This is a genomic window from Kitasatospora sp. NPDC094016, from assembly GCF_040304045.1.
In the GTDB taxonomy this organism is placed as follows: Bacteria; Actinomycetota; Actinomycetes; order Streptomycetales; family Streptomycetaceae; genus Kitasatospora.
In genome coordinates this window covers 121,569-147,629 of sequence record NZ_JBEOUK010000007.1, presented here as the reverse complement: position 1 = coordinate 147,629, position 26,061 = coordinate 121,569, and the positions used below count along the sequence as shown (strand labels likewise).

General features: G+C 73.1%; 24 protein-coding genes. 12 read left to right on the top strand and 12 right to left on the bottom strand.

The annotated features are described in order from the left end of the window. Window positions 1–12 precede the first annotated feature (12 nt). Window positions 13–1,005 carry a metal ABC transporter substrate-binding protein gene (locus tag ABT015_RS09885; protein WP_502897281.1) on the bottom strand — a complete coding sequence of 331 codons (993 nt, stop codon included), beginning with the start codon at window positions 1,003–1,005 and terminating at the stop codon, window positions 13–15. 191 nt (window positions 1,006–1,196) lie between these two features. Here ABT015_RS09885 and ABT015_RS09880 point away from each other — a divergent pair, with 191 nt between their 5' ends. Continuing rightward, window positions 1,197–2,579, top strand: a complete 1,383-nt coding sequence (locus ABT015_RS09880; RefSeq protein ID WP_063347506.1) for a glycine--tRNA ligase — start codon at window positions 1,197–1,199, stop codon at window positions 2,577–2,579. Between the two features lie 90 nt (window positions 2,580–2,669). Here the strand turns inward: ABT015_RS09880 and ABT015_RS09875 are convergent, their stop codons facing one another. The 6 genes from ABT015_RS09875 to ABT015_RS09850 all read right to left on the bottom strand — a co-directional run bounded on the left by ABT015_RS09875 (window position 2,670) and on the right by ABT015_RS09850 (window position 7,695). Then, window positions 2,670–3,767, bottom strand: a complete 1,098-nt coding sequence (locus tag ABT015_RS09875) for a hypothetical protein (RefSeq protein ID WP_350878203.1) — start codon at window positions 3,765–3,767, stop codon at window positions 2,670–2,672. Between the two features lie 68 nt (window positions 3,768–3,835). Further along, the gene (locus ABT015_RS09870; RefSeq protein ID WP_350878202.1) at window positions 3,836–4,942 is read right to left on the bottom strand and encodes a hypothetical protein; all 1,107 of its coding nucleotides are present in this window, start codon (window positions 4,940–4,942) and stop codon (window positions 3,836–3,838) included. After that, complete coding sequence (gene ybiA / locus ABT015_RS09865) at window positions 4,939–5,517, bottom strand: riboflavin biosynthesis intermediates N-glycosidase (protein ID WP_502897280.1); 579 nt, start codon at window positions 5,515–5,517, stop codon at window positions 4,939–4,941. The genes ABT015_RS09870 and ybiA overlap by 4 nt, the downstream gene beginning before the upstream one ends. Window positions 5,518–5,576: 59 nt before the next feature. Then, a complete protein-coding gene (locus ABT015_RS09860) occupies window positions 5,577–6,278 on the bottom strand; it encodes a hypothetical protein (protein WP_350878201.1) in 702 nt (233 codons plus the stop codon). Between the two features lie 108 nt (window positions 6,279–6,386). Further along, window positions 6,387–7,457, bottom strand: a complete 1,071-nt coding sequence (locus tag ABT015_RS09855; protein WP_350878200.1) for a methyltransferase domain-containing protein — start codon at window positions 7,455–7,457, stop codon at window positions 6,387–6,389. Window positions 7,458–7,461: 4 nt separating this feature from the next. Then, a complete protein-coding gene (locus ABT015_RS09850; RefSeq protein ID WP_350878199.1) occupies window positions 7,462–7,695 on the bottom strand; it encodes a hypothetical protein in 234 nt (77 codons plus the stop codon). Between the two features lie 205 nt (window positions 7,696–7,900). Here ABT015_RS09850 and ABT015_RS09845 point away from each other — a divergent pair, with 205 nt between their 5' ends. Further along, window positions 7,901–8,845: a phosphatidylinositol-specific phospholipase C gene (locus ABT015_RS09845; RefSeq protein WP_350878197.1), complete on the top strand. Its 945-nt coding sequence runs from the start codon at window positions 7,901–7,903 to the stop codon at window positions 8,843–8,845. A 99-nt stretch (window positions 8,846–8,944) separates the two neighbouring features. After that, window positions 8,945–9,535 (top strand): alpha/beta hydrolase, encoded by a 591-nt coding sequence (locus ABT015_RS09840; RefSeq protein ID WP_350878195.1) that lies wholly within the window; start codon window positions 8,945–8,947, stop codon window positions 9,533–9,535. 161 nt (window positions 9,536–9,696) lie between these two features. On the opposite strand, the gene ABT015_RS09835 is transcribed toward ABT015_RS09840, so the two are convergent. Further along, complete coding sequence (locus ABT015_RS09835) at window positions 9,697–11,166, bottom strand: MFS transporter (protein WP_502897279.1); 1,470 nt, start codon at window positions 11,164–11,166, stop codon at window positions 9,697–9,699. 102 nt (window positions 11,167–11,268) lie between these two features. Here ABT015_RS09835 and ABT015_RS09830 point away from each other — a divergent pair, with 102 nt between their 5' ends. Continuing rightward, window positions 11,269–12,156, top strand: a complete 888-nt coding sequence (locus ABT015_RS09830; RefSeq protein ID WP_350878194.1) for a helix-turn-helix transcriptional regulator — start codon at window positions 11,269–11,271, stop codon at window positions 12,154–12,156. A 15-nt stretch (window positions 12,157–12,171) separates the two neighbouring features. Here ABT015_RS09830 and ABT015_RS09825 read toward each other — a convergent pair whose 3' ends face one another. Next, a complete protein-coding gene (locus ABT015_RS09825) occupies window positions 12,172–12,558 on the bottom strand; it encodes a hypothetical protein (RefSeq protein ID WP_350878192.1) in 387 nt (128 codons plus the stop codon). Continuing rightward, complete coding sequence (locus ABT015_RS09820) at window positions 12,555–13,163, bottom strand: hypothetical protein (RefSeq protein WP_350878190.1); 609 nt, start codon at window positions 13,161–13,163, stop codon at window positions 12,555–12,557. Before ABT015_RS09820 ends, ABT015_RS09825 begins: the two co-directional genes overlap by 4 nt. Before the next feature lie 135 nt (window positions 13,164–13,298). On the opposite strand from ABT015_RS09820, the gene ABT015_RS09815 reads away from it, so the two are divergent. The 6 genes from ABT015_RS09815 (at window position 13,299) to ABT015_RS09790 (ending at window position 21,305) form a co-directional block, all read left to right on the top strand. After that, window positions 13,299–14,525 carry a sensor histidine kinase gene (locus tag ABT015_RS09815; RefSeq protein ID WP_350878188.1) on the top strand — a complete coding sequence of 409 codons (1,227 nt, stop codon included), beginning with the start codon at window positions 13,299–13,301 and terminating at the stop codon, window positions 14,523–14,525. Next, entirely contained in the window at window positions 14,513–15,157 is a 645-nt protein-coding gene (locus ABT015_RS09810) for a response regulator (RefSeq protein ID WP_350878186.1), read from the top strand. Before ABT015_RS09815 ends, ABT015_RS09810 begins: the two co-directional genes overlap by 13 nt. A 2-nt stretch (window positions 15,158–15,159) precedes the next feature. Further along, the gene (locus tag ABT015_RS09805; RefSeq protein ID WP_350878184.1) at window positions 15,160–15,948 is read left to right on the top strand and encodes a DUF4097 family beta strand repeat-containing protein; all 789 of its coding nucleotides are present in this window, start codon (window positions 15,160–15,162) and stop codon (window positions 15,946–15,948) included. A gap of 114 nt (window positions 15,949–16,062) precedes the next feature. Beyond that, a complete protein-coding gene (gene dusB, locus ABT015_RS09800; RefSeq protein ID WP_350878182.1) occupies window positions 16,063–17,232 on the top strand; it encodes a tRNA dihydrouridine synthase DusB in 1,170 nt (389 codons plus the stop codon). A gap of 564 nt (window positions 17,233–17,796) precedes the next feature. Next, window positions 17,797–20,505, top strand: a complete 2,709-nt coding sequence (gene ppdK / locus ABT015_RS09795) for a pyruvate, phosphate dikinase (RefSeq protein ID WP_350878180.1) — start codon at window positions 17,797–17,799, stop codon at window positions 20,503–20,505. Between the two features lie 284 nt (window positions 20,506–20,789). Beyond that, window positions 20,790–21,305 carry a ribonuclease gene (locus ABT015_RS09790; protein WP_350878178.1) on the top strand — a complete coding sequence of 172 codons (516 nt, stop codon included), beginning with the start codon at window positions 20,790–20,792 and terminating at the stop codon, window positions 21,303–21,305. Between the two features lie 37 nt (window positions 21,306–21,342). Here ABT015_RS09790 and ABT015_RS09785 read toward each other — a convergent pair whose 3' ends face one another. Next, the gene (locus tag ABT015_RS09785) at window positions 21,343–22,338 is read right to left on the bottom strand and encodes a hypothetical protein (RefSeq protein ID WP_350878176.1); all 996 of its coding nucleotides are present in this window, start codon (window positions 22,336–22,338) and stop codon (window positions 21,343–21,345) included. 111 nt (window positions 22,339–22,449) lie between these two features. Between ABT015_RS09785 and ABT015_RS09780 the strand changes: the two genes are divergently transcribed. Next, a complete protein-coding gene (locus ABT015_RS09780) occupies window positions 22,450–23,709 on the top strand; it encodes an ADP-ribosylglycohydrolase family protein (protein ID WP_350878174.1) in 1,260 nt (419 codons plus the stop codon). A 30-nt stretch (window positions 23,710–23,739) separates the two neighbouring features. Here ABT015_RS09780 and ABT015_RS09775 read toward each other — a convergent pair whose 3' ends face one another. Then, window positions 23,740–24,468: a GNAT family N-acetyltransferase gene (locus ABT015_RS09775; protein ID WP_350878172.1), complete on the bottom strand. Its 729-nt coding sequence runs from the start codon at window positions 24,466–24,468 to the stop codon at window positions 23,740–23,742. Window positions 24,469–25,113: 645 nt separating this feature from the next. On the opposite strand from ABT015_RS09775, the gene ABT015_RS09770 reads away from it, so the two are divergent. Continuing rightward, a complete protein-coding gene (locus ABT015_RS09770; RefSeq protein WP_350878170.1) occupies window positions 25,114–26,058 on the top strand; it encodes a PAC2 family protein in 945 nt (314 codons plus the stop codon). The last annotated feature ends 3 nt before the right edge of the window (window positions 26,059–26,061 follow it).

Genomic DNA, 26,061 nt, shown 5'->3' with positions numbered 1-26,061 from the left:
GCTGTCGTCCCGTCAGCTGGTGGGGGTGCCGGTCGCGGTGGGAGTGGCGCCGGGTGCGGCGGGGGTGGCGCCGAGGGCGGCCTGGAGGTTGGCCAGGTTCTGCTTCATGACCGAGAGGTAGTCCTCCTTGCTCGGGTCCTTGACGCCCTCCAGCGGGTCCAGCACGGCGGTCTTGAGGCCGAGGTCCTTGGCGACGGTGTCGGCGAGCTTGGGGCTGACCAGGGTCTCGAAGAAGATCGTGGTGACGCCGTTGTCCTTGGCGGCCTTCTGTACGTCGGCGAGGCGGGCCGGGGTGGGCTCGGACTCGGGGTCGACGCCGTTGATGGCGACCTGGGTGAGGCCGTAGTGGTCGGCGAGGTAGCCGAAGGCGGCGTGGCTGGTGACGAAGGTCCTGGACTTGGCGTCCTTCAGGCCGTCCCGGAACTCCTGGTCCAGCGTGGTCAGCCGGCCGACCAGGTCCTCGGTGTTCTTGCGGTAGTCGTCGGCGTGGGCCGGGTCGGCCTTGGCGAACCCGTCGCCGACGCTCTTGGCGATCGCCGCGTAGCGGGTCGGGTCGAGCCAGATGTGCGGGTCGCCGGCCGGGCCTTCGTGCTGGTGGCCGTCGGCCTCGGTGCCCTCGTCGAGGTGGTGGTCGACGAGCGGGCTGGCGGCGGTGGCGTCGATCTTGTACTTGGCCGAGGACTGGCCGACGGCCTGGTCGACGGTGGGCTGGAGGCCCTTGAGGTAGATGATCGCGTCGGACTTCTGGACGGTGGCGACCTGCTTGGCGGTGAGCTCCAGGTCGTGCGGCTCGACGCCGGCCGCGGTGAGGTCGGTGACCGCGACGTGCTCCTTGCCGATCTGCTGGGCCAGGTACTCCATCGGGTAGAAGGAGGCGACGACCTTCAGCTTGCCGTCGGCGCTCTGGGCGCTGCTGCTGCCACCGCAGGCGGTCAGGACGAGGGAGGCGGTGAGGGCGGTGGCGGCGATGGCTATGGAGCTGCGGGTACGTCGTCCGATCATCATGACAATCATTCTCATCTTATCTGGAAATGATTGTCAACTCACTCGGACGGGTGAACGGCAGGTGGCCGTGGCTGGGAGGGGCCGGACGATACCGATTTGAACCCCGTACCCATATGGCCGGTAACCTGAGGTATTCGGGTACGCGCAACCAGCCGTGCCCTGACCGTGCCGTACGTACTGAAGAGAGCACTGTGGCCGCCGACAAGATCGACACGATCGTCAGCCTGAGCAAGCGCCGTGGCTTCGTCTACCCCTGCAGCGAGATCTACGGCGGCACGCGTGCCGCCTGGGACTACGGGCCGCTGGGCGTCGAACTCAAGGAGAACATCAAGCGCCAGTGGTGGCGCGCGATGGTCCAGGCCCGTGAGGACGTCGTGGGACTCGACTCGTCGGTGATCCTCGCGCGCGAGGTGTGGGAGGCCTCCGGCCACGTCGCCACCTTCAACGACCCGCTGACCGAGTGCCTCTCCTGCCACAAGCGCCACCGGGCCGACCACCTGGAGGAGAAGTACGAGGCCAAGCACGGCTTCCCGCCGCCGAACGGCCTCAAGGACGTCAACTGCCCCGACTGCGGCACCAAGGGCCAGTTCACCGAGCCCAAGGACTTCTCGGGCATGCTGAAGACCCACCTCGGCGTCACCGAGGAGGCCAGCGGCCTGGCCTTCCTGCGGCCCGAGACCGCCCAGGGCATCTTCACCAACTTCAAGGCCGTCCAGACCACGTCGCGCAAGAAGCCGCCGTTCGGCATCGCCCAGACCGGCAAGAGCTTCCGCAACGAGATCACCCCCGGCAACTTCATCTTCCGCACCCGCGAGTTCGAGCAGATGGAGATGGAGTTCTTCGTCAAGCCGGGCGAGGACGAGCAGTGGCACGAGTACTGGCTCCAGCAGCGCTGGGACTGGTACGTCGACCTGGGCCTGCGCACCGAGAACATGCGCTTCTTCGAGCACCCGAAGGAGAAGCTCTCCCACTACGCCAAGCGCACGGTGGACATCGAGTACCGCTTCAACTTCGGTGGCAGCGAGTACTCCGAGCTCGAGGGCGTCGCCAACCGCACCGACTACGACCTGCGGGTGCACAGCGAGGCGTCCGGCCAGGACCTCAAGTACTTCGACCAGGAGAGCGGCGAGCGGTACTTCCCGTACGTCATCGAGCCGGCGGCCGGCCTCAACCGCGCCATGCTGGCCTTCCTGATCGACGCCTACTTCGAGGACGAGGCGCCCAACGCCAAGGGCGTCATGGAGAAGCGCGTCGGCATGCGGCTCGACCCGCGCCTGGCCCCGGTCAAGGTCGCCGTCCTGCCGCTGTCGCGCAACGCCGACCTCTCGCCGAAGGCCCGCGGCCTCGCCGCCGACCTGCGCACCGCGTGGAACGTCGAGTTCGACGACGCCGGCGCCATCGGCAAGCGCTACCGCCGCCAGGACGAGATCGGCACGCCGTTCTGCGTCACCGTCGACTTCGACACCCTCGAGGACAACGCGGTGACCGTCCGCGACCGCGACACCATGTCGCAGGAGCGCGTCTCGCTCGACCAGGTCAAGGCGTACCTGGGCGCGCGGCTGATCGGCTGCTGAGCCGGCTCCGCCCGTCTGGAGCCCTCGTCCGCCCCGGTCCTTCCGGGGCGGGCGGGGGCTCCCGCGTGTTCCCGCCGTTTCCGCCCCCGCTTACCGCCTGCCCCAGCGGGACCGGGGGGCCGCGGCCGGTTCGGTCGGGAGGCCGGCGCTGCGCAGGGCGGCCAGCGTCGCCCGGTGCCGGGCGCCGTCGGCGAGCAGCGCGGCGAGCAGCCGCCCGTACAGCTCCGGGCTGGTGTCCAACGCGGCCGCCAGCTTGACCAGTTCCACCGGCGGGCGCAGCGCCGCCAGCTCGTACAGCAGGACGGTCGCGAGCTCGGCCGGCAGCTCCGCCGCCAGCGCGGCCAGCTCCGCCGTCGGCCGGCCGGCCGCCTGGCGCAGCAGCGTCCGCACGTCGGCGTGCCGGCCCGTGCGGCGCAGGCCGGTCGCCAGCGCCGTCAGCTCCTGCGTCGGCGCCGAACCCCACTCCCACAGCAGCGTCGCGCCGTCCGCGCCCTGCCCGGCCCGCTCCAGCGCGGCCAGCAGGGCGGGCAGGGCCGACGCCGGATAGCCCCAGAACGCGTGGAACAGTTCCGCCGCCTCCTCCGCCAGCCCCAGCTCGCGCAACTCCGCCAGCATCGCCACCGCCTGCTCGGGGGCGCACCGCGCGGCGCTCCTGGCCAGGTGCAGGGACGCGCCCGTCGGACCGCGCCGGGAGAGCATGCCGGCCAGCAGCGCGGCGTCCGCCGGATCGAGGCCGGTGGCCGCCCGGGACAGCAGCTCCGTCGCCTCGGCGATGGCGCCGGTGCGGTGCAGGGCCGCCACCCGCTCGGCGAGGGCGCCGATGTCGGGTCGGGCGGGTCGGGCGGGTCGGGCGGGTCGGTCCTGGGGCGGCGGGGCCTGGGCCGGTTGCGACTCCGACTGTCGGCTCCGCAGCCGGTTCTCCAACGCCTCCAGCCGATCGCTCAGTTGGAGGCAGCGGGCGCCCAGGCCCTCGCGCAGGGTGCGCGCCTGGGCCAGCTGCCGCAGCAGGTCCCCGTCCGGCCGCTGGCGGCCCGGCGCCGCCCGGATCGCCTCGTTCAACCGCCGCTCCCGCTGGCTCGCGTAGCGGCTCGCGCGCAGTAACTCGTCCAGCTCCGCCCGGAGTTCGTACGCCTGCTGCTCGCCCTCCGGGTCCTGGCCCGCATCTCGTGCCGTCGGCCGCATGCGCATGATCGCCCCACCCCGTCCATCTCTCCCCTGACTGCGGGACATCCTGGCGTCGCTATGTGGCGGGGGAGTTAAGGGAGCACGTCCAGTCGTGCGCGACTGGTGTCAAGGAGCGCGCAGACGGCGGTCGTTGCGAGAAGTGCGCCGGTCGCGCTCCGCAGCAGGGTCGCCTCGTAGTACGAGCCGGGTGCGACCACGGCGACGGCGTACCCGACGGCCGCTCCGACCAGGGCGGCGGGGATCAGTCGGACCGTCCGCACCGCGGGCAGGAGCACCACGAGCCCCGCGGCGGCGGCCAGTTCGGGGGTGCCGAAGGAGACGCCGTAGCGGACGGCCAGCGCGGGGACGAAGAACAGGACGAGGGCCCGCCCGAGCGTGTCGGTCAGCGCGGTGGTGTGCGCCCCGGCCGGACCGCCGCTCCACGGCGCGAACCGGGTGGCGGCCAGGACCGCCAACGCGACCAGCGCGCCGACGAGATGGTCGCCGAGCCGGGCCAGGTCGTACAGCAGCGCGGTGTCGTACAGCGTCAGCATCAGCGTGCCGAACGCCCACAGGTCGAGCGTGAACAGCAGCGGGCCGCGGGGTGGCCGGGCCCGTTCGCGAGAGGCCAGCCAGACGAGCAGCGGCGGTGTGACGAGCGCCGAGGCCGTCCGCAGCACGATGTCGTCCACCGTGTACGGATTCCGCAGGTCCCACTCCACGGCGCAGAACGCCACCGTGTACGAGGCGGCCGCGAGCCCGGTCAGCGGCGAGCGCACCGCCCGGACGTAGAGGCCGTGGTCCAGGCGTCGCAGCACGGCGGCGAACGCCAGCAGCACCAGCGGGAGTTCGAGGAACGCCTGGACGCGGAGCACGGTGGGCGCGAGCAGCTCGGGCGCGGGGAAGTGCGCCGCCAGCCAGTCGACCGCCGGGTTGCCGCGAGGCACGTCGAACCACCCGGGCGGCAGGTAGCGGGCGATGAACGCCGTACTCCCGCCCCGCACCCGCTGCACGTACACGGCGAACAGCACCTGGTTCAGGTAGACGAGCGCCACGACCAGGGCCAGCACCCCCTCCGGGCCGAAGCGCCCCCCGCGCCCCGGCCGGACCTCCCGCCGCCACACCCCGGGCGCCAGGGCCAGCGCGGCGGCGGCCGACGCCACCACCGTGCCGTCCAGCACCGGGCCGACCGCCCTCATCCGGCCAGCCGGGCCCGCGCCTCCATCAGCGCGAAGCCGAGCAGGTTCAACCCCCGCCACTCGTCGGGCCGTTCGGCGCGGATGTCGTCGGCCGCGAGCCCGATGCCCCAGATCCGGTCCACCGGGCTGGCCTCGACCAGAACGCGGTCGCCGGTGCCCAGCAGGTAGGCGCGCAGCGCCTCGTCCTGGCCGAACTTCGCGACGTTCCCCTCGACGACCAGCTCGAACCGACCGGCCGTCCAGGCCGCGTCGTCGAACCCCTCGACCAGCCGCCCCAGCTTCTTCGCCTCGGCCGGCGTGCGGGCCGCCAGCACCTGCTGTTCGATGGCCTCGTCCCCGAACATCCGGGCCTTCCCCGCCATCATCCAGTGCTCGGCGGACGCGTACGCGACCCCGTCGACGGTGAACTCCCCGGGCCACCACTGGCTCAGGCACTCCCGCCGCGTCCCCCCGCCCTTCCGCTCGGTGTGCCCCCAGAACATCAGCCACTTCGGCCGCACCCCGGTGGCCATCAGCGCCGCCAGCTCCGCCCGGCTACGGACGTCGGCAGAGGCCCCCACGCGCATCTCGCTCATATCGTCATTCTGACGTAAAGGGGGCCGTCGGGCCAGCGGGTTTTCGGTGACCGGTCGGGTCAGCCGGCGGGCAGCGCGTTCGCCATGTCCCGGAAGCGGGGCGACACGCGCATCATGCCGTCCGAGCCGACGTTGAGGTTCTCGATCCAGCCGTCCCGGTACCAGAAGAGCGACGGGGTCAGCGGGGCCGGATCGGCGGCCGCCAGTTCCTTCGACAGGTCGATCAGGAAGCGGATGGCGTTCAGCGACAGGCTGGTGCGGATCGGCACCGCGCAGAGCGCGTTGTTCGTCGGCAGGGCGACCAGAGCGCCGTTGGGCAGCTCGATGCCCCCTCCGATGGCGTTCTCCAGGCGCAGCGCGTGGGCGGCGCCGGGCCAGGCCCCCATCCCGTTGACGGTGTGGACGGTGTCGCCGTTGGACGCGTCGAAGACCTGCCGGTTGAGTTGCTCGGTGGCCAGGTTCGCGAAGGCCCGCTCCCACAGCTCGGCCCGGCTGATGCTCCACTGGTCGGCGGCGTGTTCGGCTATCGACAGGGCCTCGGTCTTGCCGGCCCGCTTGCCGGCGTCCACGCAGAGGACGACCGACAGCTCGTCGTCGATCTGCCGCGCCATCGGATCGGGCCCCAGGCCACGGCTCCTGGTGATCAGGAGCCGCAGCCGGTCCCGGACCTCGAAGACCGAGATCTTCGCCAGCGCCTGGCACGGGCCGTGCTCGTCGCACAGCGGCTTCGGAAGGTTCTTGCGGCTGCCGAACAGCGGCATGGGTGGCTCCCCGGGTGGTCGCGGTGGTCGGATCGAGCCACAGCATTCCATCGGCCGGCTCCGCCGTCCCGGGGATCGCCCGTTTCCCGGAAATGTTCTGTCGGGGCGTCAGGTGGCGCAGTGCTCCCAGCAGAGGGCGGGGTGGCCGTCGACCCAGTAGTGGGTCGCCCGGTCGGTGATCCGCAGGCGGACGGCGGTGAGGTCGGGGCGGCCGGCCTCCTGCCAGGCGGTGAGGATGCGCTCGACCTCGTCCCACAGGGCGACCGGGCCGCTCTGGTGGACCGTCCAGCCGTAGGTGTCGTCGGCGACCTCGGCGACGGATTCGGGGGTGGCCAGGTAGTGGATCGACTCCAGGTCCGCTCCGATCGAAACGGCGAACTTGGCTCCGGGGAAGGCGAGTTGGATGAGGAGGGCCGGTGTCGGTTCGTTGAGGAGGGTGGGGGAGACGTGCGCCGGCCGCGTCGGCGCGGCCGTCCCCGCCCGGGCCGCGAGGCCCCCGACCCGGGCGGCCGGGGGCTCGGGTCGGGCGGGAGGGAGGGTGGAGCGGTCGATGAACCGGCCGTCGGCGGTGCCGTCGGCGGCGACGGTGACCCTGGCCAGGCCGGCGCCCTCGGGCCAGGTGCCGATCGTGGCCAGGATCGCGCCGCCGGGCCTGGTCCGCTGGACCCAGGCGTAGGGGATGCGGCGCACCGCGTGGGTGGCGATCACCCGGTCGTGCGTGACCTCGGGGTCGCCCTCGACGGTGCTGACGTCGCGCTCGCCGAGGAGGTGGCGGAGCAGGGCCGTCGAGTAGCCCGCGCCGGTGCCGATCTCCAACACGGTGTGCCCGTCCTCGACGTCCAGGGCGTCGATCATGCGGACAGTGGGGGCCGGGGCGGTGGTGGAGGCGGTGGGGAAGCCCCGGACGGGCGCGGAGACCTGGTCGGCGGTCAGATGCCCGTCGAGCTGGGTGACCAACGGCCGGTTGCTGTGCGCGAGTTCGACCCACTCCGCCGGATCGGCGCCGAGCTCGGTCACCGGCCGCCAGCGGCGCCGGGCGGGCACGAACACCCCGGGCCGCAGGAACGGCTCCCGGGGCACGGCCTCCACGGCCGCCCGCAGCGCCGGGTTGGTCAGGGCGCCGACCGCCTCGAGCCGGTCGGCGAGCGCGCGGCGGGCGGCGGCGGTGTCCGGGGTCATGGGCCTAGGAGTAGTGCTTGTGCAGGTCGTCGGTGATCAGCCCGGTGCCGTGGTGGATGGCCTGGCTGGAGTAGGTCCCGCGCAGCTGGGCGGCGTGGGTGGTTCGCTGGTGTTCGATCAGCAGTCCAGCGGTGTCGTCCGAGTGGCCGCTACGGGCGCGCTCTCGGCGACTCAGGAAGACGGTCGTGCCGACGATGGTGGCCACGAGCGCGACCAGGAACGCGATGACGAAGGTCATGAGGTCTCACCTTTCCCCCGGGCCTGGATCGTCCCATGACGAACCATCTCCACGGAAGGGTCAATTCCACCGACCCGCCGCACGGGAGGTCGACCAGGCCGATTTCTCGTGCCGCGCGCCACGGGTTTCGGGGCCCCTCCCATCGAGCAGATCGGGAAGGGGGCATGACAATTCCCCCTTCCAGAGGTCGATGTGAGGAGCCCGCATGAGCCCCACCCGTCGTGACGTCCTGCGCTGGGGAGCCGGCGCCGGTGGCGCCCTCCTGGCCGCCGCCGCGTTCGGCCCGGACGCGGTGGCAGCTGAAGCCGCCGCCGCGGCCGTCAGCCCGTCCGCCTGGATGAGTGCCCTGGACGACGCCACGCCGCTGACCGCCCTGACGATCCCCGGCACCCACGACTCCTGCTGCACCGACCCGCTGCACGGCACCGAGTGGTCCCACACCCAGAACTGGGGCGTGCCCGAACAGCTCCAGCGCGGCATCCGCTTCCTCGACATCCGCTGCAACGGGCTCGCCGGGACGGCCGACGAACTCGGCATCTACCACAGCGACAACTACCAGTACGTCCGCCTCCAGGACGTCCTCGACCAGTGCCGCGCCTTCCTCGCCGCCAACCCGGGCGAGGGCCTGGTCATGCGCGTCAGGAACGAGTACGCGGGCGGGAACCGGCTCGACGACGCCGAGTTCCAGCGCCGGATCAACCACTACCTGGACGACCTCGGCTACCGGGGCCTGTTCTGGACGAACCCCTGGTGGCCCACCCTCGGCCAGGCCCGCGGCCGCGTCGTCCTCGCCGCCGACTTCGCCAACCCGTGGTCCGTCATCCAGTGGTCCAGCGGTACCAACACCTGGTTCGCCACCCAGGACACCTTCCAGGGCATCAGCCTCGCCGCCAAGTCCAAGGCCGTCACCGACTGGTTCGACCGGGCCTTCCTCGACCAGGGCTCCCCGCGGATGTACGTGAACTTCACCAGCTACGCCAACGGCGGCTGGCCCAAGGTCAACGCGGCCGCCATCGTGCCCCCCGTCCGCGACTACCTGAACGCCCGCCGCCAGCAGCCCGCCCACTTCGGCATCGTCCCGATGGACTTCCCCGACTTCCACACCGACGTCCTGCAACTGCTCATCGACAAGAACTTCATCGGCCGCTGACCGCCCCCCGAACCGCCCCCGAACCGCCCCCGAACCGGTCCCCGAACCGGCCCGCCGACTCGCCGTTGCAGGCTCCCCGTCGCTGGGTAGCCTGCCGGCATGCCTGCTCCCTCCCCCCTCGCGCTCCCCACCCGTTTCGACGGCGACCCCGACCGTGTCGCACTCGTCATCCCCGGGGGCGGCTACTCGCCCGCCAGGCCGCTGCTCCACTTCGCCCGTGCCGTACTGCTCCACCACGGTTGGACGGTGCAGGAGTTGTGGTGGCAGGCCCCGCACGACCTTCCCCAGCTGACCGTGGACGACCGGATCGCCTGGGTCGAGCGGCAGGTCGGCGGGGCCGTCGCCGCCGAGGGGGAGGCCTGCCGCCTGCTGGTCGGCAAGTCCTTGGGCTCGCTCGCCTGTGGCATCGCGGCCGATCGGAGGATGGCGGCGGCCTGGCTGACGCCCGTCCTGACCCTCGACCAGGTGGCGCGCTCCCTCCGCCGATCCGAAGCGCCGACGCTCCTTGTCGGCGGGAGCGCCGACAAGCTGTGGGATCGGCAGGTCGCCGGGTCGGTGGGGCACGAGGTCCTGGAAGTGCCCTCGGCGGACCACTCCCTTGAGCTGGCGGATGATCCCGTGGGGTCGGTCGGGGTGCTGCGGCAGGTCGTCTCGCGGCTGGACCGCTTCGTCGGCTCACTCGAAATCTAGAGGGCGGCCGGCCGGTTCCCCCGGGGTGCCGGCGCGGTCCACGCCTCCCGGGTGGCGGGCTGCGCAGGAGGTGCCCCGCGGCGTGGCGGCGGCCCCGCGATCGGGTGCCGATCGCGGGGCCGTTGCCGTTGCCGTCGCCGTGGCCCGTGGGGCCGGTGGGCTCAGCCGATGGAGCGGGGGAGGCGGGTGGTCAGGTACAGGATGACGAAGGAGCCGATGAGCTGGAGGCCCAGGCAGAGGGCGAGGGCGCGGTCCATGCCGAGGCCGGGGGAGAGCGACAGGTAGAGGGTGCCGAGGGTGGCGACGCCGAGGGCGAGGCTGGACTGCTGGCCGGTGGCCAGGACGCCGCTGCCGACGCCGGCCCGGGCGGCGGGCACCTTGGCGAGGACGACGCGGAACAGCGGGGTGCCGATCAGGCCCTGTCCGATGCCGGCGAGGGCGACGCCGGGCGCCATCCGCAGCGGGGAGAAGTGCGACCAGTCGGCGAGGACGGTGACGGCGAGGGTGGCCAGGCCGGCGGCCTGGATGACGGCGCCCGCGCTCAGCACCCGGCTGCCGTAGCGGCCGATCAGGCGGGGGCCGGAGAGCGAGGCGGTGAAGTAGCCGACGGCCATCGGGACGAGCGCCCAGCCGGCCGCGACCGGACCGAGGTGGAGGCCCTGCTGGAGGGCGACGGCGATGACGAACATGAAGCCGCCGAAGCCGGCGAAGTAGGGCAGGGCGATGCCGAGGCCGCGCCGCATCTCGGGGATGCGCAGCAGGGACGGCGGCACCAGCGGGGTGGCGCCGCGCTGCTCCGCCCGGCGCTCGACCAGGACGAAGGCGGCGGCGAGGACGGGGAACAGCCCGAGCAGCACCCAGGACCAGAGCGGCCAGCCGGCGGCGCGGCCCTCCATCAGCGGGACGAGCAGGGCGAGCAGCGAGGCGGTGAGCAGGACGGTGCCGGGCACGTCGACCCGGGCGGCCTGGGTGGCCCGGCTCTCCGGGACGTAGCGGACGGCGAGGACCATGGCGAGCAGCGCGAACGGCACGTTGAGCAGGAAGACGGAGCGCCAGCCGGTGCCGAACAGGTCGGCGGCGACGAGCATGCCGCCGAGCACCTGCCCGATCACCACGGAGATGCCGCCGACGGCGCCGTAGATGCTGAGGGCGCGGCCGCGCCGGGCGCCGTCGGTGGCGGCGGTGATGGTGCCGAGGACCTGCGGGATCAGCAGCGCGGCCGAGGCGCCCTGGGCGGCGCGGGCGGCGACCAGCGTCCAGGCGCCGGGGGCGAGGCCGCAGGCGAGCGAGGTGAGGGCGAAGGCGGCGGCGCCGACGACGAAGAGCCGGCGGCGGCCGAAGATGTCGCCGAGGCGCCCGCCGAGGACGAGCAGGACGGCGAAGGCGATGCCGTAGCCGGCGGCGACGAGTTCCAGGACGGCGGGCCCGGCGGCCAGGTCGTGGTCGATGGTGGGCAGCGCGACGTTGACGATGAAGAAGTCGAGCATCGGCAGGAAGGCCCCGAGCAGGACGGTGACCAGCCCGGCGGTGCCGAGGGAGGGGACGGCGGTGCGGGCGGCGGTCGCGGTCGCGGTGCCGGGGGTGGTGGCGGTGCGGACCGGGTCGGGGGCGACGGCGAGTTGTTGGGTCACGGGTCCTACGATCCGCCTGGTCGTACCCTGGTACCAGAGTGTGGTTATCCAGGTATAAGAAGTACCTGGCAACAGGCTCCGGGCTGGCGCATGCTAGGAACCATGAGCCTCACCACTCCGGCCGCGCAAGCCCGGTCCGCCTCGGCGGCGCAAGCCCGGACCGCCCCCGACGACGCCCGCCGGCACGACCTGGCGGCCTTCCTGCGCAGCCGCCGCGAGCGGATCGCACCCGACCAGGTGGGCCTGCCCCCGACCGGCCGCCGCCGCACGCCGGGGCTGCGCCGCGAGGAGGTCGCGCAGCTCGCCGCCGTCGGGGTGACCTGGTACACGTGGTTGGAGCAGGGGCGCGACATCCAGGTGTCCACCCAGGTGCTGGACGCGGTCTCCCGCGCCCTGCTGCTGGACCCGAGCGAGCGCGCGCACCTGTTCACCCTGGCCGGCGCGGAGGATCCGGCGCCGGTGAAGGAGTGCCCCTCGGTCACCCCGAGCGTGCGGCTGGTGCTGGAGCAGATGGCGCCGTACCCGGCCGTGGCCGTCAACGCCCGCTACGACGTGCTCGCGTACAACGCCCAGTACACCGCGATCATCGGTGATCTCAACGAACTTCCGCCCGAGGACCGCAACTTGATGTGGCTGGCGTTCGCCCCCTCGCGGTTCCGCGAGGTGCTGATCGACTACCGGACCGAACGCCTCGGCATGGTGGCCCGGTTCCGCGCCGCGATGGCCGACCACAGCGCGGAGCCCGCCTGGAAGGCACTGCTGGCCCGGCTGCTCAAGACCTCGCCGGACTTCGCGGAGGTCTGGCAGCGGCACGAGGTGATGGGGCCGAGCAACGGGATCAAACGGTTCCAGGTGCCGGGCGTCGGACTGCTGCGCTGCGAGTACACCAGCTTCTGGCTCGGCCCCCGACTCGGGACGCGGATGATCACGTACACCCCGCTGGACGAGGACACCCGCGAGCTGATGAACCGACTGCCCAGCAGCTTCTAGCCGGCCCGACGGCTTCTAGCGAGGGGCGAGGACGGCACGCCCGAGCAGCACGCACACCACCGCGAGCGGCAGTTCGACGCCGAGCGCCATCACCAGGGCGGCGAGTACCGCGTGGCCCGGGCCGGCGCAGGCGATGTCGGCCAGCGCGTCCCCCGCGAGCAGCAGGGCCACCGCTGCGCCGGCCCAGCCGGCGGCGGCGCTGCGTCGGCGCAGCAGGGCGTCGAGCGAGAGCAGCGCGGAGAACTCCAGCAGGTCGAGCACCACCCACGGGGTCTCGTGGCAGGCGGCGAGGACCGCGAGCCAGGGCAGCAGCGCGACGGCGGCCACGGCGGGCACCCGCTCGAAGCGGGCGGGCAGGACGAGGGCGGCGGCCGGGCGGCCGGCGAGGACGGCGGTGCTCATGCCGTCCCTCCGATGACCGCGGCCTCGCCCCGGCGCCGCACCCGTTCCAGCGGCTGCCGCTCGGTGGTGTCCCCGCCGGGGTGCCGGACCAGCACCCCGGTGTACGGGCCCTCGGCCCAGGCGAGCCAGAACCGCCCGGCGACGGTGACCACCTCGGCGCCGACGGCCGGCCGCTCGAACCGGAACGGCCCGGCCGACCGGAGCGAGCGCACGGACCGGAACGGCCGCACGGACCCGAGCGGCCCGGCCAGCCGCCCGGCGGTGAACGCCACCGCGGGCGCACCACCGTCGGCCGCCAGCCGGCCCCAGGCGAGCACGTGGTGCGCCCGCCCGCCGGCCGGGCTGCGCCGAGCACCGCGCAGCAGCTGCGGGGTGAGCCGGGCGGCGACCAGGACATCGGCCAACTCGCCGTCCTGGTACACCTCCAGCGCGGCCCGGTCGCGGCGGCCGACCAGGCTGCGGACCGACCAGGGCCCGGCCCCGACCGGCAGCGTCCCCTCCGGCCCCGCCGTCCGGCGGAGCGCGTCCCCGGGAACACCCCCGTGGCTTCCGGGGACGGGCCGCCGGTGCGGCGGGGTGGCGGAGTGCGATGCGGTGCTCGTCATGCCGTCCAGCTTCCCGTCGATCACGGGCCGCTGTCGGTGGTGCCGTGCTCCGAATCCGGGGTGTACCTGGATACACCCCGACCGTGAGCCCCCCTTCATGGCGGCCGTTGATCATCGCGCCCTACGCTGTCGGTCATGCCCTCCACCACGTTGCGCCGAGCGCTCGTCAGGAGCCTTCGGCGCCCCCCGTGGTCGCCCGAGGCCTGGCGGGACACCCGCTTCATAGCCGCCGGCCTCCCGATGGCCCTGCCGGTCTGGCTGGCCGTCACCGAGTCCAAGCTGCTCTTCCCGATGACGGTCCTGGTCCTCGTCTGCACGCGCCCGCTCACCGCCGCCCAGCGCGGCCGGCTGCGCGCCCTGCGCGGGGTGGAGGTGTCGCCGCCGCGCCCGGGCGAGCCGTGGGCCTGGCTGCCGGGCCGGCTGCTGCTGGGGCTGACCTGGCGCCAGAGCGTCCACCACCTGCTGGCCGGCCCGCTGCTGGCGGCGGGCGCGCTGGTGGTGCTGTACGCCTGGGGCGCCGGTGTGGTGATGGCCGGCGTGTACGGCTGGGTCTGGCTGATGCCGGTCGGCAGCCCGCTGCGCTCGGAGCTGGCCGGGCTGGACGTCCTGATCACGGTCGCCGGGGTGCTGCTGCTGGCCGTGATGCCCTGGCTGGCGGCGCTGGCGGCCTGGCTGGAGGTGCGCACGGCCCAGCTGCTGCTCGGCCCCAACCGGGCGGAGGCGCTGGAGCGGCGGGTCGAGGAGATCGCCGAGAGCCGGGCCGGGCTGGTCGACGTGGTGGACGCCGAGCGCCGCCGGATCGAGCGGGACCTGCACGACGGGGCCCAGCAGCGCCTGACCTCCCTCGCGATGAACCTGGGCCTGGCCCGGCGCACCCTCAAGGACGTCCCGCCCGAGGTCATGCAGGTGATCGTGGACGCGCACGAGGAGGCGCAGGCGGCCATCGACGAGCTGCGCGACCTGGTCCGCGGCCTGCACCCGGCGGTCCTGGAGGACCGCGGCCTGGACGCGGCGCTGTCCGGCATCGCGGCCCGCGCCCCGCTGCCGGTGCGCCTGGACGTGCACCTCGCCGAGCCGGTCGTCCCGACCGTCGAGGCGGTCGCCTACTTCACCGTCTCCGAGGCCCTGACCAACGTGGCCAAGCACGCCCGCGCCCAGCGGGTCGACCTCTCGGTGCGGACGGTCGGCGGCCGGCTGCGCCTGGTCATCAGCGACGACGGCGTGGGCGGTGCGGACGCCTCCCGCGGTACCGGGCTGACCGGCCTGCGCAAGCGCGCCGCCTCCGTCGACGGCACGCTGTCCGTTCTCAGCCCCCTCGGGGGCCCCACCACCATCACCGTGGAGTTGCCGTGCGCGCTGTGATCGCCGAGGACTCGGTCCTGCTGAGGGTCGGCCTGGTCAAGGTCCTGGAGGCGGTGGGCTTCGAGGTCGCCGCCGCCGTCGGGGACGCCACCGAGTTGCTGGCGGCCGTCGAGGAGCACCGCCCGAAGGTGGTGGTGGCGGATGTCCGGATGCCTCCGGGCTTCACCGACGAGGGCGTGAAGGCCGCGCTGATGATCCGCCGGCAGTGGCCGGACGTCGCCGTGCTGCTGCTCTCCCAGTACGTGGAGGAGCGCTACGCCGCCGACCTGCTGGCGACCAACACCAGCGGCGTCGGCTACCTGCTCAAGCAGCGGGTGGCCAACGTGGACGACTTCGTGGACGCGCTGCAGCGGGTCGCCGCGGGCGGCACCGCGCTGGACCCGGAGGTGGTGGCCCAGCTGCTGGTGCGCCGCCACCGGGACCCGCTGGAGAAGCTGACCCCGCGCGAGCGGGACGTGCTCGGCCTGATGGCGGAGGGCCGCTCCAACGCCGCGATCGCGGCCGCCCTGGTGGTCAGCGACAGCGCGGTGGCCAAGCACATCAACTCGATCTTCACCAAGCTCGACCTGCCGCCGGCCGACGACAGCCACCGCCGGGTGCTGGCGGTGCTGCGGTTCCTGGAGGTCGGGTAGCCGTGGGCGGACCGACGAAGGCGTGGGGGCGGAAGGCCTGGCGGACCACCGGCACGATCGCGATCGCGATCGTCATGATCGGCGCCGGGATGCAGACCTGGGCGATGGTGGTGCAGCAGCAGACGACCTCGACGCAGCCGTACAACGTCGTCGTCCACAAGCTCCGGCTGGACACCGGCAGTGCCTCGGTGCGGATCAGGGCGGGCCGCGACGGCCGGGTGGTGGTCCGGCAGAACCTGGACTGGATGGTGCGCAAGCCGTCGGTGTCGACCACCTTCGACGGTGACGTGCTCACGGTCGGCATGGAGTGCCGGACGTTCCTGCCGTTCGCCGACTTCGGCTGCGGTGCCCAGATCGAGCTGGAGGTGCCGGCCGGTACCGACGTCTCGGGGGAGGTGAGCTCGGGCAGCGTCGAGGTGGACGGCCTGAGCGGCGGCGTCCGGATGGACCTCACCTCGGGCGAGCTGAAACTGATCGGCACGTCCGGGCAGGTGTACGCGCACGCCACCTCCGGGATGGTGCAGGGCACCGACCTGAGCTCGGAGCAGGTGTACGCGGAGACCACCTCGGGGGCGGTCGACCTGGCCTTCTCCAGGGCGCCGCGGTCGGTGGACACCAGGAGCGGGTCGGGCTCGGTGAAGCTGGCCCTGCCGCAGGACTCCCACTACGCCTTCAGCGGCGAGGTCGGCAGCGGCAGCCGCCACATCGACCCGAGCCTGGCGGACCCGGCCAGCCCGAACCGGATCCACGGCTCGGTCACCTCGGGCTCGATCACGATCGACCCGGCCTAGAGAGGTCTGGGGCCCTGGGAGGCCCGGAGCGGCCTGGAGCGGCCCGGAAACCGGGGCTGACCCGAGTGGGGGACAATGGAGAGTCCCGTTCCCCTGCCCCGAGGTCAGCCGCGCATGACAGCCACGCCCGCACCCACCGCGCCCGACGCCGAGTTCGCGCCGCTGGACATCGGCCCGATCCGGGTGTGGCCGCCCGTCGTGCTGGCGCCGATGGCCGGCATCACCAACGCGCCGTTCCGCACGCTCTGCCGCGAGCAGAGCGGCGGCAAGGGCCTGTACGTCTCCGAGATGATCACCACCCGGGCCCTGGTCGAGCGCAACGCCAAGACCATGCAGCTGATCAAGTTCGACGCCAGCGAGAAGCCGCGCTCGATCCAGCTGTACGGCGTGGACCCGGTGACGGTCGGCAAGGCCGCCCGGATGATCGCGGACGAGGGCCTGGCCGACCACATCGACCTCAACTTCGGCTGCCCCGTCCCCAAGGTGACCCGCAAGGGCGGCGGCTCGGCGCTGCCGTACAAGCGCAACCTGCTGCGCGAGATCCTGCGCGAGGCCGTGGCCAACGCGGGCGACCTGCCGGTCACCATGAAGATGCGCAAGGGCATCGACGACGACCACCTCACCTACCTGGACGCCGGCCGGATCGGCGCCGAGGAGGGCGTGGCGGCGATCGCCCTGCACGGGCGTACCGCCGCCCAGCACTACGGCGGTACGGCCGACTGGTCGGCGATCGCCCGGCTGCGCGAGTCCGTTCCGGCGCACGTCCCGGTGCTGGGCAACGGGGACATCTGGTCGGCGGACGACGCGCTGCGGATGATGCGGGAGACCGGCTGCGACGGCGTCGTGGTGGGCCGCGGCTGCCTGGGCCGGCCGTGGCTGTTCAGGGACCTGGTCTCGATCTTCGAGGGCGAGGTCGACTACGCCCGTCCGGACTTCGGCTACGTGGCGCGGGCCATGGTGCGGCACGCGCAGCTGCTCGGTGAGTGGATCGGGGACGAGGCGCGCGGCGTGATCGACTTCCGCAAGCACGTCGCCTGGTACACCAAGGGCTTCTCGGTCGGTTCGGAGCTGCGGGTGAAGCTCGCCAACTCCTCCTCCCTGGTCGAACTGGCCGAAACCCTCGCCCTGGTGGAGCAGTCCCAGGCCTGGCCGGCCGGTGCGGACGGGCCGCGCGGGCGTACGGCCGGCAACAACCGGGTGGTGCTGCCCGAGGGCTGGTTGGACGATCCGTACGACTGCGCCCGACCGGGGGTGGACGCCGAATCGGACACCTCTGGCGGATGATCTGTCCGTAGTGGCGAAATCGCCCCTCCGGGGCCCACTGCCACTCGGTCCCAGCCCTCTTGTCCAATCTGGACAGGAGGGCTCCTTTTCGGCGGTCCGATGTCACGGAACGGGCACGTTTCTGGACGGAGTGCGACGATCGGCGGAGGCGGACTACGTTCGACCGGTGAGATGCGCTGGTGACGCTTGCCACATGTGGCGGCGCCCGATGGCGGGCCGGTGGACGAAATGGACAGGTCGACTGTGAATCGCTTCCCGAAGCCGGTGGGCCGGTGATCGGCCGATCCGAGTGCAGGAAATCAAGCCGGGGCGACGCGGGTGACCCGCGACCGCTACCCAGCGTCCGAATCGTGCGATCTTCGTGTTTCCATTCGTTCAAGACTTGAAGGCGGGCTAGCGTCATCCGGACGATTTCACCAACAGAGGTGAACGCCTTTATGTGCATTCGATCTATCGGGTTACCCCCGGGTACCGGCCTCGTACGGCCTATTCGGGGCAGAGAAGAACCTTCGAAATGGGTATGTTCTCCGGCGTCAGGGCAACCGCGTACGAGGAGACCGACCCGTGCCGTCCCAGCAGAAGTTTGTTTACTCCTTCACTGAAGGAAACAAGGACCTCAAGGACCTTCTCGGCGGCAAGGGCGCGAACCTGGCCGAGATGACCAACCTTGGCCTCCCCGTCCCTCCGGGGTTCACCATCACCACCGAGGCCTGCAAGGTCTTCCTGGAGACCGGCAGCGAGCCGGCCTCGCTGCACCAGGAGATCGGCGCCCACCTGGACGCGCTCGAGCAGGAGATGGGCAAGAAGCTCGGCCAGCCCGACGACCCGCTGCTGGTGTCGGTGCGCTCGGGCGCCAAGTTCTCCATGCCCGGCATGATGGACACCGTCCTGAACATCGGCCTCTCGGACGCCTCGGTGGTCGGTCTCGTCGCCCAGTCCGGCAACGAGCGCTTCGCCTGGGACTCCTACCGCCGCCTGGTCCAGATGTTCGGCAAGACCGTGCTGGGCGTCGACGGCGAGCTGTTCGAGGAGGCCCTGGACGAGGCCAAGCACGCCAAGGGCACCGCCGACGACCTGGACCTGGACGCCTCCGACCTCCGGGCACTCGTCGAGGTGTTCAAGGGCATCGTCGAGCGCGAGACCGGCCGGGCCTTCCCGCAGGACCCGCGCGCGCAGATGGACCTCGCCATCCACGCCGTCTTCCACTCCTGGAACGGCGACCGCGCCCGCCTGTACCGCCGGCAGGAGCGCATCCCGAACGACCTCGGCACCGCGGTCAACGTCTGCAGCATGGTCTTCGGCAACCTCGGCGAGGACTCCGGCACCGGTGTCGCCTTCACCCGCGACCCCTCCACCGGTGCCCAGGGCGTCTACGGCGACTACCTGTCCAACGCCCAGGGCGAGGACGTCGTCGCCGGCATCCGCAACACCCTGCCGCTGGCCGAGCTGGAGAAGCTCGACAAGAAGTCGTACGACGAGCTGATGACGATCATGCAGACGCTCGAGAACCACTACCGCGACCTCTGCGACATCGAGTTCACCATCGAGCGCGGCAAGCTCTGGATGCTGCAGACCCGCGTCGGCAAGCGCACCGCCGCCGCGGCCTTCCGGATCGCCGTCCAGCTGGTCGACCAGGGCCTGATCGACCTGGACGAGGCCCTCATGCGGGTCACCGGCGGCCAGCTCTCGCAGCTGATGTTCCCGCGCTTCGCCCCGAACGCCGAGTCCCAGCAGATCGCCTGGGGCCTCGCCGCCTCGCCCGGCGCCGCCATCGGCAAGATCGTGTTCGACTCCTACACCGCCGTCAAGTGGTCCCGTTCCGGCGAGAAGGTCATCCTGGTCCGCCGCGAGACCAACCCGGACGACCTGGACGGCATGATCGCCGCCGAGGGCATCCTCACCTCGCGCGGCGGCAAGACCTCGCACGCCGCCGTCGTCGCCCGCGGCATGGGCAAGACCTGCGTCTGCGGCGCCGAGGAGCTGGAGGTCGACACCAAGCGCCGCCGGATGACCACCGCCGCCGGCCTGGTGCTGGAGGAGGGCGACGTCGTCTCCATCGACGGCGCCACCGGCAAGGTCTACCTCGGCGAGGTCCCCGTCCTGCCGTCCCCCGTCGTCGAGTACTTCGAGGGCACCCTGCACGCCGGCGCCGACGTCCAGGGCGGGCTCGTCCAGGCCGTCCACCGGCTGATGGCGCACGCCGACGTCCGCCGCCGGCTCGCCGTGCGCGCCAACGCCGACAACGCCGAGGACGGCGGGCGCGCCCGCCGCTACGGCGCCCAGGGCATCGGCCTGTGCCGCACCGAGCACATGTTCCTCGGCGAGGAGCGCCGCAAGGAGGTCGAGCACCTGATCCTGGCGGACAACGACAAGGACCGCGAGCTCGCCCTCTCCACCCTGCTGCCGCTCCAGAAGGGCGACTTCCTGGAGCTCTTCCAGGCCATGGACGGCCTGCCGGTCACCGTCCGGCTGCTCGACCCGCCGCTGCACGAGTTCCTGCCCGACATCACCGAGCTGTCGGTGCGCGTCGCCCTCGCCGAGGCCCGCAAGGACCCGAACGAGAACGATCTGCGCCTGCTCCAGGCGGTGCACAAGCTGCACGAGCAGAACCCGATGCTGGGCCTGCGCGGCGTCCGCCTCGGCCTGGTCATCCCCGGCCTGTTCGGCATGCAGGTCCGCGCCATCGCCGAGGCCGCCGCCGAGCGCCGGCTGGCCGGCGGGGACCCGCGCCCCGAGGTGATGATCCCGCTGGTCGGCACCGTCCAGGAGCTGGAACTGGTCCGCGACGAGTGCGAGCGCGTGCTCGCCGAGGTCGCCCAGACCACCGGCGTCCAGCTGGACATCAAGCTCGGCACCATGATCGAGCTGCCGCGCGCCGCGGTCACCGCCGGTCAGATCGCCGAGGCCGCCGAGTTCTTCTCCTTCGGCACCAACGACCTCACCCAGACCGTGTGGGGCTTCTCCCGGGACGACGTGGAGGCCTCGTTCTTCACCGCGTACCTGGAGAAGGGCATCTTCGGGGTCTCCCCGTTCGAGACCATCGACCGCGACGGCGTCGGCGCGCTCGTCAAGCACGCCGTCGAGGCCGGCCGGGCCACCCGCCCCGACCTCAAGCTCGGCGTCTGCGGCGAGCACGGCGGCGACCCGGACTCGGTCCACTTCTTCCACGAGGTGGGGCTGGACTACGTCTCCTGCTCCCCCTTCCGGATCCCGGTGGCGCGCCTGGAGGCAGGCCGCGCCGCCATCGAGACGGCGGGCAGCGACCCGCGCTGAGAGAGGGTAGGCATCCCCTCCTCGGCCGCGGGCCGGACTGACCGCTTCCCTCCCCGTCGGGAGGGCGTACACCGGAGCTCGGCGCAGGAGAACCGGCGTACGTAACAACGGCCGGGCGGGAACGGACAATGGCGTCCGTCCCCGCCCGGCCGTCCGTCCCCGCCCGGCCGTCCGTCTGTGCCCGGCCGCGCTTGCCGGCCGGCGTTCCCCGGCCGGCCGGATGTGGCGGCGGCCACGTGTGTAGCTGGCCGGGCGGCGCCCGCGGGCCTGCCAAGCTGGGGCGCATGACCAGACGTAAAAGCCCGCTCGTCGTCGTGGCCGTCCTGATCCTGGCCCTCGTCGCCGGCATCGGGTACCTGCTCGCCGGCAAGGGCGGCAGCAGCCACCCCCAGGCCGCCGCGAGCTCCACCGCCACCTCGGCGGGCGCCTCGGCCGCCAAGTCCTCGGCCCCCAAGCCGTCCCCGCCCGCCGGCGGCACCCCCGCCCCGAGCGGCACCTGGGTGCCCGCCGACCCGGCGCTCGCCGACGTCTGCCGCAGCAAGCTCCCCAGCCAGGCCCAGGACACCCTCGGCCTGATCGCCAAGAACGGCCCGTACCCGTACAACCGCGACGGCATCGTCTTCGAGAACCGCGAGAGCCGCCTGCCGAAGAAGTCCGGCGGCTACTACCACGAGTTCACCGTGGTCACCCCGGGCTCCAACGACCGCGGCACCCGCCGCGTGGTCACCGGCGGCTCCGGCGAGCAGTACTGGTCGCCGGACCACTACGTGACCTTCCAGGAGATCGACCCGCGCTGCTGACACCCCACGCCGCGTGACACCCCGCACCCCTCGCCCCTCACCGGGCCCGGCGCCAGCTGATCCGGCGGTGGGGGCCGTGCGGGCCGGTGGTGAGGAGGGCGGTCAGCTCGTGGAACACCGGGACGGGGTCGCGCCGGAGCTGGACCGGGGTGGTGCGGACCACGGGGAGCCCGACGGCGGTCAGCCGGTTGGCGCGGGCCAGACCGCGTTCGTGGTCGGCGGGGCGCAGGTGCCAGGCGCGGGAGTCGATCTCCAACGCCACGCAGGCGTGCGGCCAGTAGGCGTCCGGGACGGCGAGGAAGCGGCCGTCCAGGAAGAGCACCGGGTTCCACAGGGGCTCGGGCAGGCCCGCGTGCGCGAGGAGTTCGCGGGCCTCGCCCTCCACCACCGATCGCACTCCGGCGGTGAGGTCCTCCACCACCCGGGTTACCTGCGGCAGTCCGAGCGCGCCCGGCCGGGCCAGCAAGTGGTCCAGCAGCTCGCCGAGTTCGCAGTGCCGCCGCTGGACGGCCTCCGCGCACAGCGCCCGGAACCGGCGCTGCCCGGTCTCGCCCGGCGCGAGGTCGGCCAGCGCCCGGGCGACGGTGGTGCTCCACAGCCCGTCGTCCCGCTCGAAGCCGCCCGGCAGCGGCCCGGCCGACCGGTGGATCCGGACGAACTCGCGGTCGCCGACGCGGCGTCGGGCGGGGATCAGGACGTCGATCCGGGCCAGGTCCGCCGGGTGTCCGGCGCTCGGGAGCCCCGCGTCGGCCAGCACCGCGTCCCCGGTCAGCAGCACCTCCCCGGCCTGCGGCGCCCGCCCCTTGGGGCTCGCGTACGCCAGCGCGGCGCGCAGCCGCTGATGCGCCGTCAACCGGCCGGACTGCAGGCAGATCACCCGGGGCAGCACCTGTTGCCAGGGCCCGCCGGGGCGCAGCCGGTGGGCGATGGTGCCGGACGGTACGCCCAGCCGGCGCAGCTGCGCCCGGGTGGCGATGTGCTGCTGGTCGGCGCCGAGCAGCACGACGGGGTCGAGCGGGTTCACGCGGGTCATACCCCGGGTGCTGCCCACCAGGATCGGGGGTATGCGAAACATCCCTCGTCGGGGGAGCCTGTGAGAATGAGGTTGACGGAGCAGCGGTCGAACCGCTGAGCTGGGGACCATATGACGACTCCACCCACCGGCCCAGCGCTCGACGCGCTCAACGGCCTTTCGGTAGGCGATGCCTTCGGTGCACAGTTCTTCGTCCCGGCCACCGCCGCCGCCTACTTCGCCGCCCGCACCGACCCGCCCGGCCCCTGGCCGTGGACCGACGACACCGAGATGGCCTGCTCGGTGTACGCCGCGCACGCCGAACGCGGCACGATCGACACCTTCGACCTCACCCACGCCTTCGCCCGGCGCCACGACTTCGACCGCGGGTACGGTCCGGCTGCCAACCGGATGCTGCGGCTGGTCCGGGAGGGCGGTGACGCGAAGGCCCTGGCGGCTGAACTCTTCGACGGCCAGGGCTCGTACGGCAACGGCGCCGCGATGCGGGTCGCCCCGCTGGGGGCGGCGTACGCCGAGGACCCGGCCGCCGTGGTCCGGCCCGCCGCCGGCACCGCCGTGATCACCCACACCCACCCGCAGGCGGTGGACGGCGCCGTCGCGGTCGCGGTGGCCGCCGCGTACGCGGTGCGGGCGCGCACCGAGGCGATGACGCCGGAGTCCTTCCTGGCGGCGGTGGTCGCCCTCACCCCGTACGGCGCCGTCCGTGACGGCCTCACCGAGGCGCTCCAACTGCTCGCCGAACCGGACCCGAGGGCCGCCGCCGAGATCCTGGGCAACGGCAGCCGGACGTCCGCCGTCGACACCGTCCCGTACGCCCTGTGGTGCGCCGCCCGGCACCTGAGCGACTATCCGGCCGCCGTCCGGGCGGCGGTCGCGGCCGGCGGCGACATGGACACGGTGGCCGCGATCACCGGGGGAGTGGTCGCCGCGCGCACCGGGACCGAGGGCATTCCGGCCGCCTGGCTGGCCGCCCGCGAACCGCTGCCCGGCTGGGCGTTCCCCGAGCCGGGCGGCGTCCGGCCCGCCCCGGAGAGCGAGGGCCGTCTGAAGCCCATGCTGCTGCCCCGCGCCTGCCCGGTGCCGGACGTGGTCTGGACGGACGAGGAGTGGCAGCGGATCCGGGCCGGGCTGCGCCCCCGGGAGATGGAGGACAAGTGGGTGTCCCACACCGCCGAGGGCGTGCTGCACCTGCACCGCAGCTGGACCGGTTTCGAGATCTGGAGCGTCCGGGTCACCCCGGTGCGCGGCGGCTGGCGGCCCGGGTCGGCGCTGGCCGAGGCGCACCCCGACCGCTTCCGGGGAGCTGCCGATCCGGAGCTCCTCGCGCGGGTCCTCGGTCTGGCCGCCAGGGGCTACGGGCGGCGGCCGTAGCCCCTGGCGGGCCGTGGTCAGGCGTCCGGGTCAGGCCGTGATCAGGTGCCCGGGGCCGCCGCCGTGTCTAAGGCACTCCTGGTTGATCGCCGGATCCGGGGCGCTGGGCGAGGTGGCGGCGGCGATCCGCAGCTCGATGATGTCCCGCACCGCGGGCCACTCGTCGTCGAGGATCGAGTAGAACGCGGTCGAGCGCACCACCCCGTCGAGCCCGCGCGAGTGGGCCCGGCGGACGCCCTCGGAGGTGGCGCCGAGCCGCTCGATGGCGGTGCGCGAGCGCTGGTTGCGGGCGTCGGCGCGCAGCGAGATCCGCTGCACCCCCCAGGTCTCGAAGGCGTGGCGCAGCATCAGCAGCTTGGCCTCGGTGTTGATGCCGGTGCCCTGGGCACGCGGCGAGAGCCAGGTGTTGCCGATCTCGGCGGCGTCCGGGACGGCCGTGGCCGGGTCGCCGAACGGCACCCCGGGCACCGGTGGCCAGACCATCGGCCCCTGCCAGTAGTCGAGTTCCAGGAAACGGGTGGAGCCGACGACCCGGCCGTTTGCCACGTTCACCGTCGCGAACGGCAGCGACCGGCCCGCGGCCTGGTCGGCGAGGGCGCGCGCGATGTAGTCGCGGGCCGCTTCGAGGCCGTGCGGGACGGGCGTGAAGGCGTAGGTCGTACGGTCTTCGGCGCCGGCCTCGGCGATGGCCGAGGCGTGGTGCGCGGCGAGGGGCTCCAGCCGCACGGTGCGGCCGGTGAGGATGACAGGTACGGGCACGGAACCTTCGGTCCTTCATCGGTCGGAGGGTGCCTACCGTGCCGGGGTACGGCGCGGGAGGCAGGGACAGTCGCCCCGGCCCCGGAGCACGCCCGCCGGTACCCGCGCACGCCGGAGAGCCGGTCGGGCGGGGCGGGGGCGGCGGCCCGGAGGCGGGCAGCGCGGTGCCGGAACGGACTCGGGTCCACGGACCGGTCCGGCGGGGATGAGCGAGGGGACAGTGTGCGTCCGCGAGATGGCCGATGAGGAAACGGGAGCGCGAAGGAAACAGGCGGCCAGATGAAGGCAAGATGCGTCGTGTGGGCTGGCCGAGCACCGGTCCGGGACGTGGCCGACGGCGTTACGGGACGACGTGACGACGACGCGACGATGCGAGGCAGCGAGAGGACGATACCCGTCAGAAGGCGGTGCGTCACTTCGCGGCACGCGAATGGCGGTGCGGGTCGCTGCGACCCGCCCTCGGACGGGCCGTTGAACACCCGTGACCAGGGGCTTTCCACCCGGGTGCGATCATGGTCCGGAGCGGTCCGGCGAGGCCGCCGGACCCGCCGCCGGGCGGGTCGGGAATTCCGGCGGCGCCCGGCACGCTGGAGAGGACGAGAAGCCGGTACGTCGTGACGAGTAGAGAACGGGGTTGGGTGCGCGGTGCGTGACTTCCAGGCGCTGTACGAGCTGGATCAGCAGGGCGTGGCCGCGGTGGCCGCGGCCACCGCGGAGCTGCGCGACACCGGTGCGGGCCTCGTGCTGCTCCAGCACTTCGAGGGCTTCATGGACGCCGGCGAGGCCGGCGGCCAGGTGGTGGCCCACCTCCTGGAGACGGGCTCGCCGCAGGTGGTGGCCCGCTTCGACCACGACCGCCTGGTCGACTACCGGGCGCGCCGCCCCGTGATGGTCTTCGACCGGGACCAGTGGGCGTCCTACGAGCCGCCGGAGATCCTGCTCCAGCTCGTCCGCGACGGCGCGGGCGCGCCGTTCCTGCTGCTCACCGGCCCCGAGCCGGACGTCGAGTGGGAGCGCTTCGCCGGCGCCGTGCGCGAGCTGGTGGAGCGCTTCGAGGTCCGGCTGGCGGTGGACTTCCACGGCATCCCGATGGGCGTGCCGCACACCCGCCCGGTCGGCCTGACCCCGCACGGCAACCGGCTCGACCTGGCGGCCGGCTACCCGCAGTGGTTCGAGCAGGCGCAGGTCCCGGGCAGCGCCCAGGCGCTGCTGGAGTACCGCCTGTCCGAGGCCGGGCACGACGTGCTGGGCTTCGCCGTGCACGTCCCGCACTACGTGGCGCGCTCGGAGTACCCGGCGGCCGCCGTGCTGATCCTGGAGGCGGTGCAGTCCGCCACCGGCCTGGTGCTGCCCGGCACCCGGCTGCGCGAGCGGGTCGGCGAGGTGTACGCCGACATCGAGGAGCAGCTGGCGCACGGGGACGGCGAGTTGCGTTCGGCGATCCGCGGCATGGAGGGCCAGTACGACGCGGTGGCGGGGTCGGAGGGCCGTGAGAGCCTGCTGGCCGAGCCGGTGGACCTGCCGTCGGCGGACGAGCTGGGGCGGCGCTTCGAGCAGTTCCTGGCCGAGCACGAACGCGGCGCGGAGTAGGCC

Excerpts from the sequence above, each read along its gene's own strand:
- ABT015_RS09885 (WP_502897281.1), bottom strand. The coding sequence starts at position 1,005 with ATGATGATCGGACGACGTACCCGCAGCTCCATAGCCATCGCCGCCACC.
- ABT015_RS09875 (WP_350878203.1), bottom strand. The coding sequence starts at position 3,767 with ATGCGCATGCGGCCGACGGCACGAGATGCGGGCCAGGACCCGGAGGGC.
- ABT015_RS09870 (WP_350878202.1), bottom strand. The coding sequence starts at position 4,942 with ATGAGGGCGGTCGGCCCGGTGCTGGACGGCACGGTGGTGGCGTCGGCC.
- ybiA (WP_502897280.1), bottom strand. The coding sequence starts at position 5,517 with ATGAGCGAGATGCGCGTGGGGGCCTCTGCCGACGTCCGTAGCCGGGCG.
- ABT015_RS09860 (WP_350878201.1), bottom strand. The coding sequence starts at position 6,278 with ATGCCGCTGTTCGGCAGCCGCAAGAACCTTCCGAAGCCGCTGTGCGAC.
- ABT015_RS09855 (WP_350878200.1), bottom strand. The coding sequence starts at position 7,457 with ATGACCCCGGACACCGCCGCCGCCCGCCGCGCGCTCGCCGACCGGCTC.
- ABT015_RS09850 (WP_350878199.1), bottom strand. The coding sequence starts at position 7,695 with ATGACCTTCGTCATCGCGTTCCTGGTCGCGCTCGTGGCCACCATCGTC.
- ABT015_RS09845 (WP_350878197.1), top strand. The coding sequence starts at position 7,901 with ATGAGCCCCACCCGTCGTGACGTCCTGCGCTGGGGAGCCGGCGCCGGT.
- ABT015_RS09840 (WP_350878195.1), top strand. The coding sequence starts at position 8,945 with ATGCCTGCTCCCTCCCCCCTCGCGCTCCCCACCCGTTTCGACGGCGAC.
- ABT015_RS09830 (WP_350878194.1), top strand. The coding sequence starts at position 11,269 with ATGAGCCTCACCACTCCGGCCGCGCAAGCCCGGTCCGCCTCGGCGGCG.
- ABT015_RS09825 (WP_350878192.1), bottom strand. The coding sequence starts at position 12,558 with ATGAGCACCGCCGTCCTCGCCGGCCGCCCGGCCGCCGCCCTCGTCCTG.
- ABT015_RS09820 (WP_350878190.1), bottom strand. The coding sequence starts at position 13,163 with ATGACGAGCACCGCATCGCACTCCGCCACCCCGCCGCACCGGCGGCCC.
- ABT015_RS09815 (WP_350878188.1), top strand. The coding sequence starts at position 13,299 with ATGCCCTCCACCACGTTGCGCCGAGCGCTCGTCAGGAGCCTTCGGCGC.
- dusB (WP_350878182.1), top strand. The coding sequence starts at position 16,063 with ATGACAGCCACGCCCGCACCCACCGCGCCCGACGCCGAGTTCGCGCCG.
- ABT015_RS09790 (WP_350878178.1), top strand. The coding sequence starts at position 20,790 with ATGACCAGACGTAAAAGCCCGCTCGTCGTCGTGGCCGTCCTGATCCTG.
- ABT015_RS09785 (WP_350878176.1), bottom strand. The coding sequence starts at position 22,338 with ATGACCCGCGTGAACCCGCTCGACCCCGTCGTGCTGCTCGGCGCCGAC.
- ABT015_RS09780 (WP_350878174.1), top strand. The coding sequence starts at position 22,450 with ATGACGACTCCACCCACCGGCCCAGCGCTCGACGCGCTCAACGGCCTT.